The organism is Bacteroidota bacterium (assembly GCA_018266835.1).
Taxonomy (GTDB): Bacteria; Bacteroidota; Ignavibacteria; order Tepidaquicellales; family Tepidaquicellaceae; genus JAFDZO01.
Genome location: JAFDZP010000002.1, coordinates 306740 through 321412, shown reverse-complemented (window position 1 = coordinate 321412; position 14673 = coordinate 306740). Strand labels below are relative to the sequence as shown.

Sequence of the window (14673 nt, the reverse complement as noted above, 5' to 3'; positions counted from 1 at the left end):
ATAAAATTTATACATTTTTTCAGCACCGAAATTATCGGTTATATTTTTTGAATTAAATATTATCAGACTTTGAAATTAAAGATTGCAATCGTTCTTGCACTATTATTGTGCTATTCCTACAGCTATTCTCAAAAAGAAAATCCACTCGATAAGTTACAAGGTAAGACTACAACTCCTACAACAACTTCACCTACTAAAATAAATGCAGATGCACCTCAGTTATTTGGATCTATTTCAGATGCAAATGTGCATTCTAAAACAACACCTGTAGAAGGTATTATAAAACCAAATGAATACATAGTAGGTCCCAATGATTTATTTAGTTTGGGATTGTACGGCTTTGTAAATCAACAGATTCCATTATATGTTTCATTAGAAGGCTCAGTAATTATCCCCACGGTAGGTGAAATTCAGGTAGCGAATATGAGTTTAAAAGAAGCAAAAGAAAAAGTTGTAAAAGCTGTAAAAAAGAGATATTATTCCAGTGATGTTAGCTTTACTCTCACTCAACCCAGAACTTTTCTTGTTAAAGTTAATGGGCTTTCCCAAGGTATTTACGAAGTAAGCCCGGTAATGCGTGTTAGTGATCTGGTAAGCAGGGTATTTTATGATACCACAAACGTAACGAGTGTTTATAATAAAAGAATAAATCAGGTAGATTATTTCCAGACTCAGACATCCATGAGAAATATTTCTTTGACAAGAAAGGACGGCTCTGTTTTAAAAGTAGATTTATACAAGTATTTTATTACAGGAGATAGTAAATTTAATCCTCAATTCCTAGAGGGAGATTTGTTGAAAATCCCCATGAATCAACTGGATAAAAATTATATTACAATAAACGGAGCTGTTCAGTTAGCAGGTAGCTACGAATATTCTTCAGGAGATAATTTAGAGACAGCCATAGGTCTTGCCCGAGGATTTGACTCTTATGCCGAGCAGGACAGTATAATTATTTATAGGCCATATTTGAATAATAAAGGTTTTGATGTTATTAAATTATCATATGCAAAAGATAAAGATTATATGCTTGAAAACTTTGACAGAGTTTTTGTTAAATACAGTACAGATTACAGAAAGAAAGTAACAGCTTTAATTTTAGGGGAAGTTCCACGTCCCGGTTACTATCCGATTGCTTTTAAAACAACGACGGTAAAAGATTTAATAGAGATGGCTGGTGGTGTTACAGAAAATGCTTATTTGCCATTATGCATTGTATTCCGTAAATATGATAAAGAATATTCAGCAAAAGATTCCAATGAAATATATATCAATCAAAGGGCGAATGATTTAATTGTTACTGATAGAGATAAACAAAATTTTGATATTGATATTAAGTCAAGAAGAGGACGTGTAATAGTAGATTTTAATAAATTGTTAAATGAAAATGATTTAAGCCAAAATGTTGTGCTTGAAGATGATGATATTGTATATATTAACGATAATAAAAATGTAGTTTATGTTTACGGAACTGTAAACAATGAAGGATATGTAAAATTTGTAGAAGGCAAAGATTATGATTATTACATACAGCAGGCAGGCGGATTTGGTAATGGAGCAGATGAAAGCGAAACACGAATTATTAAGTTCAATTCCCGCGGCTGGTACAAACCTGAGCAGACAAAAGTAGAATCCGGAGATTTTGTTTATGTACCTAAAAAACAAAGGGAGTCATTTAAAGATACAATGGCATTAATCGGAACGATAGTTGGAATTGTTGGTACAGTAATTACATCTTTCATTTTAATACAAAACAGTACTAAATAAACTTAACTAAATTTAAATTATTGGAATCTCAAGAAAATAGTTTTTCTTTATTTGATTATTATAAGCTAATTCTAGAATATAGGAATAAACTCTTAATTATAACGGGAATTGCCGCACTATTAACAACGATAGTGGTTTTTTTTGTAATGGATCCAATTTTTTTCTCGAGCGGGACAATTAAAACAGCGACAAAAGCTTCGGGTATAGGTAGTTTGCTAAGTAGCGGAGGGATTCCTGATATTGGTGATTTAGGGGATTTGGCCGGCGTTAGTTCAGGTTCAAAAGAATTAGCTTTATATGAAAATATTTTAATTAGCAGGAAGAATATAGAAGAAGCAATTATAAAGTTTAAGTTAAATGATGAATGGGAATATAAGTACTTAGAAGATGCTGTAAAGAACTTTAAAACTAATGTTCTTGACATAAAAAAAGATAAGCTGGCCGGTACTATGGAAATTGGCATTTTTGATAAAAACCCGCAGAGAGCTAAAGAAATAGCCGAATTTATGATTAATCAACTGAACAAAATAAATTCGGATTTAAATGTCTTAAATGCTAAAAACAACAGAGAATTTATTCAATCACGTTTTGAACTTGCTAAAATGGATTTGAAAAATTCAGAAGACAGTTTAAAAATTTATCAGGATAAATTTGGTCTTTCCCCAGATTTATTAGTAAAAGCTGCCGTTCAATCTGAAATACAATTAGAAGTTGAAATTAAATCGGAAGAAGTTAAGTTAGATTTACTCAGGCGAATATTAACACCGGATCAACCGGAAATTAAATCAGAAGAAGAAAAATTAAATGCGCTGAGAAAACAGCTTTCAGATATTAACAATTCGAATGATGTAAATTCAAGTTTGACATTAAAAGGAAAACCTGACGTTGTAATGAACTTTTTAAGATTGCAGAGAAATGTAGAAATACAAAATAAAATTATGAGTTTTCTTTTGCCAATTTTTGAACAATCAAAAATTGAAGAGAAAAAAAATACTCCTTCAGTATTAATTCTAGATTATCCTAATTTACCGGAAAAAAAGGTAAAACCTAAAAGAATTGTTACAATTTTACTAATTTCATTTATTGCTTTTTTCTTTTCACTAATATTTTTTATTGTTAAAAGAAAGTGGAATCTGTATAAACTGAAAATTTCTTAATTTCCATAAAATTGAAGAAAAATTTAGTTATCTCCGATTTATTTGTTTTTCTTTTTTTTTCTGTAAATTTAATGATCATTTTAAATTTACCTGAATTTATTGGAGGTATATTATTCACTCACATCTTTGAAATACAAATTTTAATTTTCGTGTGTTTTGCAATTAGTTCTTTAAACTTCGAGCAGCTCATAAAATTGAAATTGCCAAATTTCAATTCGGATTTTTTCCTTTTTTCAATTTTAATTTTATTATTCTTAATTTCAAGTTTTTGGATCAACCTTGAGCCCAATTTAAAATTTGATGCTGCATTAAAACTAATTTCCTATCCAATTAATATATATTTCTTCTTTTTTTATATCCCCAAAAAATTATTAGAAAAAAGTATTTTAGTTAGTTTTCTATGGGTAGTTTTAATATTTTCAATTATTAATGCATTAATGGGATTAATAGGAATATCTACTGGTATTTTACAAAATTCAATTTTTCCCGGACACTCACTGGGTCTTTTCAAGCATCCTAATACTCATGCATTTATATACACAATAATTTTTCCGATTATTTTATATTTATATTATGAGAAAAAAATTACAATAACGGTGTTAATTCTATTTTCGATATTATTTTTTTCTAATTTATTTTTAACATACAGCAGAGCCGGCTTTTTAGGGTTTGTAGTGGGTTTGCTCACATTTTTCTTTTTTAAGTCTAAAAGAACATTTATCTTTATATTTTTATTTTCAGTTTTAATGTCTTTCTTTTTTCTCTCGGATGTATCACAGGTTAAAACTGATAGTTCGTTGCCTCGAATATTACTGATCGTTTCAGCAATACAAATGATAAGTTCAGGTACAAGCAGGTTTTTATGGGGATACGGTGTCAATGATGCAATTGAAATATTTAAAACAGAAAAGGTTTTTTTAGGTAGTCTGGAAATTGTTCCTGATCCCCATAACTGGATTTTAACTCTGGGAATACAGTTTGGTATGTTAGTTCCCATTACAGTATTTATTATTGTAGCAAGAATTTTTTATCATGGTAGCAAAAAATATAAATCGAATCCCCGGGGTGAATACTCAAATGAGCTCATCCTAGCTATGTCAATTGTTTTGGCTCTTTTTATTGAAAATTTTTTCGAAGCATTAATTACATATCCTGAATATTTTCTTATGCCGTTTTTTTTAATGATGTTAGGATATATTAAAATTATATATGCAAAAACTGGTTAGCGTAGTTATTCCTACATATAATAGATTAAAGTATTTGACGGAATGTATTAATTCAATTACTGCGCAAACTTATGAAAATTTAGAGATTATAGTAATCGATGACAATTCTGAAGATGGAACTGAAACCTATATTAAAAATAAATCAGATTCACGTATAAAATATTTTAATTTTGGTAAGATAAATAATATTGGCAGATTAAGAAATCTTGGAATAAAAAATTCTTCCGGAGAAATAATCTGCTTTTGTGATGATGATGATATATGGCAGCCGGACAAAATGGAAAAACAACTTAAATTAATTCCTGAATACAGTGTTATCTGCTCGAATGCTTCAGTTATTGATGCCAACGGCGAAATTCTTAAAAAAGAAATTCTTGGATTTAATTCCAAGCAAATTTTTGAATTTAAAGACTTTGTTCTCTTTAATCCTGTGATAACTTCTACATTAATGGCAAAGAAAGAAGTTTTTACTGATACAGGATATTTTAATGAGGAACAAAAATTTTTTGCTTCTGAAGACTATGAACTTTGGATTCGAATTTCAAAAACTTTCAAATTTTATTATATAAAAGAGAAGCTTATTAAATACAGGTTTCATGAAAGTTCCTCACATAATATTCCCAAAAGAATTAAGATGCTTAATGCCGTTAAAGATCTACTGACTAATTATTATAAAACAGAAAAGGAATTCATAATTAAAAAAAATTCTCTAACCGCAATTTATAACCTGCACAAAGAATTATTACGAATATATCTTAAAAAGAATGATTTGTTAAATATCTTATTTGAATCTTTATGTGTTGTGAGTGTTTTTTTTAAAAAGTTATCATTTGTTTTCAAAAGCAGAAGGAGTCTTTTATTAAAGAGCTAGTAAAATCTGTATCGAAAATATCTTTTTCTACCTTTACCAGTATCGTTTCAGGAATGGTAAGAACTAAATTTCTGGCAATGCTTACCGGTACAACAGGTGTTGGAGTTTATTCAAGCATATTCAATCTGTATTCATTAGTTACTGCTATTTTGCCAATCGGTTCTTTAGGGCTAAATAAATTCATTTCTCAGTATTTTGATGAAGATAAGAAGGAAAAAATATTTTATTTGTTAAGGTATTTTGTATTTGTGAATGTACCAATTGCAATAGCAGTTACATCACTCATCATACTTTTTTCTTCCAATATCTCTAATATGTTATTTAATAATGAGAATTATGAATTACATATTAAATTATTTTCTCTTTCCATTCCGCTTTTCGTAGTTAATAATATAATTGATACTTATTTAAAGGGAACAAGGAAAATTAATCTTTACGTTCTTTTTGTTTCTTTGAATTCAATTATTTTGCTTGCAGCATTTGTTCCTTTGGTTATTTTCTGGAGTCTTCATGGTGCAATTATTGCTTTTGGAGCAGGTATTGTTTTTAATTTTTTTAACGGAATTATTATTCTTAAAAAATATCAGCTTTTTCCTGATTTCAAAAAAATTGAAAAAATTGACCCCGCTATCCTTAAAAGCATTTACAAGATTGGAGTTGCATCGATAATAATGCTTATTTTTCAAAATTTATCTCTCCTAGCCTTGCGAAGTATTATTACCGATAAATTCGGTCTTCAAAATCTTGGAATTTTTCAAAGCGTTTACTCTATTTCAACAAATTATATAGGGCTGTTCTTTGGAATTCTGGGGACATATACAATCCCCAAAATGTCAACTCTTAAAAATAATGATGATATAGTTCTTGAAACAAATAATCTCATAAGATTTTTATTGATATTTTTCACTCCTCTCATTCTGGTGTTCATTGCATTCAAAGGCATTATTATTAATTTACTGTATTCAAAAGAATTTATTTCAGCTGAATCAATTCTTGACTATCAGCTCTTGGGAGATTTTTTTAAAATAATTAGCTGGAGCTTAGGAATATGGTTAGTACCTTGTCTTAAAATAAAACAATGGGTTATTTTTGACGTTCTATATAGCTTAAGTTATATGGGTATTTTTCTGATTATTAATACTTTCTGGGATATTGGAATCAAAGCAGTATGCATATCCTATTTAATAATTAATATCAATCATTTAGTTATCAATTTACTGTTTATAAGAAAAAGCCTTAATTTTAAATTTCAGAAAGTCAATTTAACTTTGCTGTGTTTTTCGTTAATTTTTATTGTTGCACTTATTGTAAGCTCTATAGGTGGAATTGAATTAAAGTATATTGTATTCAGCCTTACTTTTTTAATATGGATATATATAAATATCAAAAATTTAAATCTTGAACAGATAAAAAGTTTTTTTAAGAAATAAAAATCTAATAAGAAATAAAAATCTAATTTTTTGATGACTATTAATTTTCTCCTGCCATTTTTGAAGAAAGAACCAATTGGCGGATTCAAAATTGTGTATGAGTATGCAAATATGTTGAGTGAGAACGGTATTCAAGTTAATTTGATACATCCGGCAGATTTACCGGAAAGAAAAGGAATTTATTTCTTCATCAGAAACAAATTAAAATATTTTTACAGACTAATTTCTAATTCACATACCCCGGGGAATTGGTTTAAATTTGCACAAAATGTAAAACTTAAATGGGTTCCTCTTCTCAAAGAAAAATATTTACCTGATGCCGATATAAATATTGCAACGGCGTGGAGAACTGCAATTGCTTTAAATGAAATGAAACTTGAAAGTTCAAAAAAATTCTATTTCTTGCAGAGTCTTGAAACATGGAACGGACCTGAGACTGAAGTAGTAGATACATGGAGGTTTCCATTTAAGAAAATTGTAATAGCCAAATGGCTTTTAAGATTTGCTGAAAAAATCGGAGAAAAAGCTGTTTATATTCCCAATGGTTTTGATTTTAATAATTTTTATGTAATAAACGAGCCGGAAAAAAGAGATAAATATTCCATGCTGATGCTTTATCATGAACTGGAATTAAAAGGATCAAGGTTTGGAATAGAAGCTGTAAGTAAATTGAAAAAAAAATTCCCTGAAATTAAATTTACGCTTTTCGGTGTCCAAAGAAGGCCTGATAATTTACCTGAATGGTTCGATTATGTTCAAACTCCGTCCATTGAAAAATTAAGGAGTATTTATAATTCAGCAAGCATTTTTATAAGTCCCAGCTTAATAGAAGGTTTTCCTTTACCTCCTGCTGAGGCAATGGCCTGCGGATGTACATTAGTGGCAAGTGATATTGACGGGCATAAAGAATATAATATTGAGAATGAAACATGTTTGTTTTTTAAAGCGGGAGATGCTCAGTCACTCTATGAAAATTTAGAAAAACTCCTTTTAAAAAATGATTTAAGGATTGCGCTTTCAAAAAAAGGCACGGAATATATTCATGAGTTTTCATGGGATAAATCAATAAAAATGTTCCTGAGTGAACTTAAAAACTAATTGTTTTAATGCATCTTCTTATTCAAATAGTAAATTATAACACCAGAGAATATTTGCTTAAATGTCTTGAATCTCTTCAGATAGATTTGGAAAATTATAATGAAGAGTACAGGATTTTTATTTTAGATAATGCGTCTAATGATAATCTGGATGATGTTGAACAAAAATTCAGAAACACAAAAGTATTTTATTCCCCTAAAAACTTAGGATTTGGCGGCGGGCATAATTACTTGTTTAAAATGACGGAGTCAAAATACTTACTTATACTGAATCCCGATTTATTATTTTTTGAACCTGATACAATAAAGAGACTATTTAATAGCATGGCTGAAAATAAGGCTGATGTTATTGGCCCTAAATTAATTGGGTTTGATAAAAAACCTCAAATCGGAGACCATGGTGAATCAATAGGCTTTATTGCTGCTATTAAAAACAATCTTGGTGCCAGCCACTGGATAAACAGGGAAAATCCTGATTTTGTAGCCTGGATTTCCGGGGGATTTATGCTTCTTGACAGTAAGTATTTTAAGAAGATAAACGGATTTGATGAAAAATTCTTTCTATTCAAGGAAGAAGAAGATTTATGTCTTCGTATGAGGAATGAAGGAGCTAAAATATTTTATGATTCATCAGTTAAATGTCTGCATCACTCTTCTGTTGTCGCTAAAAAATCTGACCATATTTACAAATCTCTGGATTACTATATTCAGAAACATTATGCAGATAAAATTCTATATAAAATCCTTAACCCTTTGAGGATTTTTTACAACAAAATAATGCGGGTTTTTAAAATCGACAGAGAATTAATTTGAAAAAAGTTTTATTGGTGCTCGGAAATAATCGGGTGTACGGTACCGAAAAATATGTTATTGATATAGCCTCAGGCATTTCAAAAAATGAATTTGAAGTAACAGTTGCAATTCCGGAAGAAGGACCTATTTCAACCGTCTTAAGCAATCTTCAAATCCCGCAATATGTCTACAATAACGGCAAGATGGATTTTTTTTCACTAAAGGGTACAAGCAATTTATTGAAATATATATATATAAGCGGTTTTGATATTATACATGCAAACAACGGAATTATCCCATGTGTTATAGGTTTATTATTAGGAGTTAAAATGAAAATAGAAAATAAACATGGGCTGTATTTAGAAGACGAAATAAAAAATTATTCCTTTTCTAAAGTTTTCAAAGAGAAAATTAAACAATATTTTACAAATATTACATTAGTAACATCAACGCATGATAAAAATATTGTAACAAAATATTTTAATTACAATTCGGGAAAAATAAGAATTGTTTCCAACAGAATTGATTTTCAAAAACTGAAATTATCAAAAAATCGTTTCAATAATTTTGAAAAAAATTCTGAAATCAATATTTGTTCGGTAGGGAGACTAACATATCAGAAAAACCAGGAAGTTATGATCAGGAGCATGAGCCATGTTGTTAAAAAATATAAAAATGCGAAACTATCTATTGTAGGAACAGGAGAAGATAAGGAAGAATTGCTGAAATTAATTAATGAATTAAATCTGAATAATTCCGTTAAAATATTACCTTATACAGATAAAATTCCGGAATTTCTGGATAGTAATGATATATTTATTTTAACTTCCAGATTTGAAGGAGTAACTTACGCAGTGCAGGAAGCTATGGGAATGGGAATTCCCGTTATATCAACTTATGTTGGTGGATTACAGGATTTATTAATAAACAGAAAAAACTCATTAGTTGTACCTTCGGGAAATTATACTGAAACTTCTGAAGCAATAATTGAATTAATTGAAAATAAAGATCTTTACAACAGTATAAGTTCAAACGGAATCAGTTGCATAAAAGAAAACAGTTTAGATAAAATGATTAGTGAAATAACATCAGTTTATAACAATTTTTAAAAATTAATAATTATGGATAAAAATTTAAAAGAATATTATAACAAAGTCTATTACGGTGATAAGGAAGAAATAGAAAAAGGGTTTGTATATGATTCAAAAGAAAAAGTAGCAGAATTCTGGATAAAATGGTTTGAAAAAATTTTTAAACTATTAAATGTTCAGACAGGAAATAGAAAACTTTTGGATGTTGGCTGCGGAGACGGCACTTTCGCGGGTTATTCACAATCAAAAGGTTTAGATACTTACGGAATTGACTTCTCTGAAACTGCAATTGAAAAAGCACTGAAAAAATTTCCTCAAGTAAAATTTTCTGTGGGAGATGCAGAAAATCTGACTTTTGATACAGGAACTTTTGACTACGTAACTTGTAATGGTTCCTTAGAACACGTTCCCAATATGGCGAAAGCAGTTAAAGAAATGGTGCGCGTCGGAAAAGAAAACTGCAGATATTTTATTCTTGTACCAAATGAAAAATACATTATGGAAATTCTTGGATACAAACCCGAAGAAGATCATTTGGTAGATATAATGCAGCCTCTAAATCAAATGAAGAGCAAAGAGAACTGGGTAAAATTTCTTAGTGAAAACGGATTAAATGTGGAAAATATTCTTGTAGATAACAATCATTTTTTAAGTCCACAATCTTCATCCAAAAAACACCATTTAATAAAAAAAATAATTAAACCTTTTGTATCTTTGTTACCTGCAAAGTATAGCTATCAATTAGGATTTATTTGTAAAAAAAATAAATAATACACTCCCTTTTTATCTAAATTTTCTCACTTTTATTGGTTAAATTATATGTTTTTAATTACTTTACGGTTTGAGCAAAGAGGGAATAAGAATACTAACGCAATACTTTTATCCGGATGTTGCAAGTACAGGACAGCTTTTAGGAGAATTAGCTTTTGGTCTGGCAGATAAAGGACTGGAAGTTTCAGCTCTTACTGCGCTTCCCTCATACAGCTATAAAATTGAAGCAAAAAAAAAGGAAAAATTCCATAATGTGAATATTTCCAGGCTATGGACAACTAAACTCAATAAAAATACAAAAATTGGTCAACTATTAAATTCTATTTCATTTTTTACAAATATTTTTTTTCACCTCTTATTTTCATCATCAAAGACTCCTTTATTAATTGTTTCTAATCCTCCCTTTCTGCCTATTGTAGGATACTTCATAAAAAAGCTAAAAAAAATTAATTATATTTATCTCATTCACGATGTATTTCCTGAAAAGGCTTATAAATTAAATTACGTATCTGAAAAAAGTATTTTTATTAAGATCTGGAGCGCATTTGACAAGAAAGTTTTATCAAATGCTTCAGAAATAATTGTATTAAGCGAAGCTATGAAAAAAGTTGTTGAGACAAAGATGAAAAATTATGAACTCTCCCATGATAATAAAATTTTTGTAATTCATAACTGGGCAGATGGAAATTTTATAAAGCCGGTCGAAAAATTGCAAAATTCGTTTCTTATAAATAATAATTTATCAGGAAAGTTTGTAGTGATGTACTCGGGAAATATCGGAGCCTCTTACGATTTAGAAGCACTTATTGAAACTGCCAGACTTACAAAAGAAAATGAATTTGCATTTTTATTTATCGGTGATGGTGTCAAAAAGAAAAAATTGCAGGATTTAGCTTCTTCGTATAATCTAACTAATATAGCATACTTACCTTATCAGCTAAAAAAGGATTTACCTTTTTCACTTACGGCTCCATCTGTTTCAGTTGTTACTTATGAAAGTTATCTGGAAGGACTGCTAATGCCAAGTAAATTATATACAACTCTTGCTGCCGGCGTACCCGTTATTGCTTTATGTTCTAAAGATTCGGAAGTTGCCAAAATTATTGAAGAAGCAAAGTGCGGATTCATTGTAGAAAAAAATGATGCTCAGCAGTTTTACAATTATATTCTGAAGATTAAAAATGACCCGGCACTTGAAAAAGAATTGGGCATGAATGCAAGAAAATACTTTGAAGAAAATTTTGCTTTGAATGTAGCAGTTGATAAATACTATAACGTAATTAAAAAATTATCGTAATGAGAATTTGTTTTTATGCAAGGGTTCCGGATAATAAATTATTTGAGCAGGTTGATTTCTATTCTAACGATATTAAAATTCTTAAAGAGTTGGGGCATGAAGTTATTTTAGCAGGCAACAAAAAAGATATTCCTGCACAATGTGATTTGTTCTTTATCTGGTGGTGGAGCTCAGGAATTGTTCCTTTGTTAAAAGCTATTGGGAGGCGAAAACCTTCCATTACAATTGGCAACATTCACTATTCCGATAAATCACAGCAAGGATACCATGCGAGACCCTTGTTGATAAAATTTTTTATTAACTTCTGTTTGAAATTCTCTGATGTTCAGCTGGCTACTTCTCAAATAGAGTTTGATGAATTAAAAAAGTATTTCAAACCAAAAAATCTGAAACTTCTTTATCATTGTATTGACGGTGAAAAATATTTTTTTTCAGATAAGCCCCGTGAGAAAATTATACTTACAGTAACCAGATTACTAAAGCTTAATGTTGAGCGTAAAAAAGTACTTGAAATTCTTGAAGCATTTTCTGCTGTTAAAGAAAAATTTTCTGATTATAAACTCGTAATTGTAGGAAGGAAAGAAGATGACGGTTATCAAAGTGTATTTGATAAAATTAATCAGTTAAATCTTTCAGATTCAGTTGAACTAACGGGAAGCATTTCTGACGAAGAAAAAATCAATTTGTATCATAAAGCTAAAGTATATGTTCAGCCGACAGATTATGAAGGATTTGGAATGGCTATTGCGGAGAGCATGGCTTGCGGAACACCGGTCGTTACAAGTAAAGCGGGTGCTGTTCCTGAAGTAGCAGGTGATTCGGCTTTATATGTAAATCCCAACAGCCCGCAAGAAATATCTGATGCAATTATTCAACTTCTGGAAGATGATACTTTACATTCCAAACTGAGCCGGGAAGGAGCGGAAAGGATAAAAAATTTCTTTTCTTATGAGAAGAGAAAAATCGGGATTAAAAATATAATAAATAATCTCTGATATTTTATGAATGATATTGTGTGTAAAATTTTTATATTTTATTAAGAATTAACACAATTTATTGTCTAAAACATTAGAAAAAATATTTCTTTTCTTTTCCGATTTTATTTTCATAAATCTTTCATGGATTGCATATTACTTAATCCGTGTTGAAACAGGATGGATACCTTACGCAAACCCTGTTCAGTTTTTAGTACCTTTAGCAGTTATATATTTATATTGGCTTATTATATTTTCATTTACCGGACTTTACCAGTATTGGTTTGTCCGTTCACGTTTCGATGAGTTTGCTTCAGTTGTAAAATCAGTTTCAATAGGCTGTTTTATTTTATTCTTTCTTATATTTATCGATGATACAATAAATAATGCACCGATAATTTCAAGATTTCTTATCCTGATATACTGGGCTCTTACAATTTTAATGACGGGCGGGGGCAGAATAATTATCCGGGGTTTCCAAAGAAATCTCCTTCAAAAGGGAATCGGGCTCAGAAATACTTTGATAGTTGGTGAAGGTGAGAAGGCAGAAAATTTGTATGAGATGATTACAAAATATCCGCAGTTGGGATATAAAATTTCCGGATTCATTTCATTAGAAAAAGATTCTGATGAAAAATATTTAAACTCTATTGAAAATATTTCCGTAGCAATAAAACAGAAGGAAATTTCTGAAATTCTTATTGCTCTTGAACCTGCGCAAAAAGAAAAGCTGGTAGATGTTATAAAATTTTGCACCGGCAATGATGTGCACCTGATGATTATGCCCGACATGTACGAAATTGTAAGCGGCATGGCAAGAACAAACCAGATTTATGGTGTGCCATTGATTGAAGTAATGCCGGAGATAATGCCGGCAGGCTCAAAGTTGTTTAAACGAATATTTGATATTTTTTTATCAGTTTTTCTTTTGGTCCTGTGTTCACCATTTCTGATTTTATCAATGATTTTGATTAAACTTACTACTAAAGGACCTGTCTTTTATAAACAGGAAAGAGTGGGCAGAAATGAAAAAATATTTACAATGTATAAGTTCCGCTCGATGGTGCAAAATGCTGAAGAGTATGGTCCTGAATGGTCAGGAGAGGATGACCCACGGATAACGGGCATCGGAAAAATTCTTAGAAAGATGTATATAGATGAAATTCCTCAGCTGGTAAATGTGTTAAAGAATGAAATGAGTATTGTAGGACCAAGACCCGAAAGACCTTTTTTTGTCAGTAAATTAAAAAATGAAATTCCTTATTACTATAAAAGATTATCAGTCAAACCGGGAATAACCGGCTGGGCACAGATAAAGCATAAATACGATTCGTCATTGGAAGATGTAAAAGAAAAGCTGCAGTATGATTTTTATTATATAGAAAACATGTCTCTTAAATTGGATTTTAAAATAATGATTAATACAATAATTGTTGTATTATTAATGAAAGGTCATTAAATTTTTTCGTGAAAAAGATTTTAGTTATAATACCGACTTACAACGAGGCTGAAAATATTCTTAACATCATACCTGAAGTTCTCAAATTCACGGATGAAAATTATGAATATAATGTTCTGGTTGTTGATGATAACTCGCCTGACGGAACAGCTAAGCTTGTAGAGGATTTTCCCAGCAACAATGTTTATATTTTAAAAAGGGAAAAAAAGAACGGACTTGGAACAGCTTATGTCTTCGGCTTCAAATATGCTATATCAAATAATTTTGATTATGTATTTGAAATGGATGCTGATTTCTCTCATGACCCTAAATATCTTCCACGATTTATTGAAAAAATAGAAGAAGGATATGATTTAGTTGTGGGTTCCAGATATATAAATGGTGTATCAGTTATAAACTGGCCGATTGGAAGATTATTCCTGAGTTATTATGCGAATATTTACACAAGGTTAGTAACGGGATTAAAAGTAAGAGATACTACTGCCGGATTCATGTGTTACCGTGTAGAAACTCTCTCTCAAATTAATCTGGATAGCATCCGCTCAAACGGATATTCGTTTCAGATTGAAATGAAGTTCCGCTATACTCTTAATAATTTTAAGATTACCGAAATACCGATTATTTTTATTGACAGAAGAGCAGGCTCCTCTAAAATGTCACGTAAGGTTGTATACGAAGCTTACTTCATGGTATGGAAATTAAAAATTCGTTCCTGGTTAGGTAAATTATAACGTTCCCCAA

The 14673-nt window shown here is 30.1% G+C and carries 13 protein-coding genes; all 13 read left to right on the top strand.

Annotated features, from left to right (window positions below; translation table 11 throughout):
- Positions 1-69 precede the first annotated feature (69 nt).
- The 13 genes from JST55_03240 (at position 70) to JST55_03180 (ending at position 14663) form a co-directional block, all read left to right on the top strand.
- Positions 70-1767, top strand: a complete 1698-nt coding sequence (locus JST55_03240) for an SLBB domain-containing protein (GenBank protein ID MBS1492497.1) — start codon at positions 70-72, stop codon at positions 1765-1767.
- A gap of 20 nt (positions 1768-1787) precedes the next feature.
- On the top strand, positions 1788-2924 hold the full coding sequence (locus JST55_03235; GenBank protein MBS1492496.1) for a hypothetical protein: 1137 nt from the start codon (positions 1788-1790) through the stop codon (positions 2922-2924).
- A gap of 11 nt (positions 2925-2935) precedes the next feature.
- The gene (locus tag JST55_03230) at positions 2936-4150 is read left to right on the top strand and encodes an O-antigen ligase family protein (GenBank protein MBS1492495.1); all 1215 of its coding nucleotides are present in this window, start codon (positions 2936-2938) and stop codon (positions 4148-4150) included.
- Positions 4134-5021, top strand: coding sequence for a glycosyltransferase (locus tag JST55_03225; protein MBS1492494.1), 888 nt, complete (start codon positions 4134-4136; stop codon positions 5019-5021). The genes JST55_03230 and JST55_03225 overlap by 17 nt, the downstream gene beginning before the upstream one ends.
- Positions 4976-6451, top strand: coding sequence for an oligosaccharide flippase family protein (locus JST55_03220; GenBank protein ID MBS1492493.1), 1476 nt, complete (start codon positions 4976-4978; stop codon positions 6449-6451). The genes JST55_03225 and JST55_03220 overlap by 46 nt, the downstream gene beginning before the upstream one ends.
- 60 nt (positions 6452-6511) lie before the next feature.
- The gene (locus tag JST55_03215) at positions 6512-7549 is read left to right on the top strand and encodes a glycosyltransferase family 4 protein (protein MBS1492492.1); all 1038 of its coding nucleotides are present in this window, start codon (positions 6512-6514) and stop codon (positions 7547-7549) included.
- 8 nt (positions 7550-7557) lie between these two features.
- Positions 7558-8361 (top strand): glycosyltransferase family 2 protein, encoded by an 804-nt coding sequence (locus JST55_03210; GenBank protein MBS1492491.1) that lies wholly within the window; start codon positions 7558-7560, stop codon positions 8359-8361.
- Entirely contained in the window at positions 8358-9449 is a 1092-nt protein-coding gene (locus JST55_03205; protein ID MBS1492490.1) for a glycosyltransferase, read from the top strand. Before JST55_03210 ends, JST55_03205 begins: the two co-directional genes overlap by 4 nt.
- Before the next feature lie 12 nt (positions 9450-9461).
- On the top strand, positions 9462-10202 hold the full coding sequence (locus JST55_03200) for a class I SAM-dependent methyltransferase (protein MBS1492489.1): 741 nt from the start codon (positions 9462-9464) through the stop codon (positions 10200-10202).
- 70 nt (positions 10203-10272) lie between these two features.
- Entirely contained in the window at positions 10273-11499 is a 1227-nt protein-coding gene (locus JST55_03195) for a glycosyltransferase family 4 protein (protein ID MBS1492488.1), read from the top strand.
- Entirely contained in the window at positions 11499-12494 is a 996-nt protein-coding gene (locus JST55_03190; protein MBS1492487.1) for a glycosyltransferase family 4 protein, read from the top strand. Before JST55_03195 ends, JST55_03190 begins: the two co-directional genes overlap by 1 nt.
- A 61-nt stretch (positions 12495-12555) precedes the next feature.
- The gene (locus tag JST55_03185; protein ID MBS1492486.1) at positions 12556-13932 is read left to right on the top strand and encodes a sugar transferase; all 1377 of its coding nucleotides are present in this window, start codon (positions 12556-12558) and stop codon (positions 13930-13932) included.
- Between the two features lie 8 nt (positions 13933-13940).
- Positions 13941-14663: a polyprenol monophosphomannose synthase gene (locus JST55_03180; GenBank protein ID MBS1492485.1), complete on the top strand. Its 723-nt coding sequence runs from the start codon at positions 13941-13943 to the stop codon at positions 14661-14663.
- Positions 14664-14673 lie beyond the last annotated feature (10 nt).

What these genes read in the sequence shown, in the direction of transcription:
- JST55_03210 (MBS1492491.1), top strand. Translation starts at nt 7,558, where the DNA reads ATGCATCTTCTTATTCAAATAGTAAATTATAACACCAGAGAATATTTG.
- JST55_03225 (MBS1492494.1), top strand. Translation starts at nt 4,134, where the DNA reads ATGCAAAAACTGGTTAGCGTAGTTATTCCTACATATAATAGATTAAAG.
- JST55_03200 (MBS1492489.1), top strand. Translation starts at nt 9,462, where the DNA reads ATGGATAAAAATTTAAAAGAATATTATAACAAAGTCTATTACGGTGAT.
- JST55_03190 (MBS1492487.1), top strand. Translation starts at nt 11,499, where the DNA reads ATGAGAATTTGTTTTTATGCAAGGGTTCCGGATAATAAATTATTTGAG.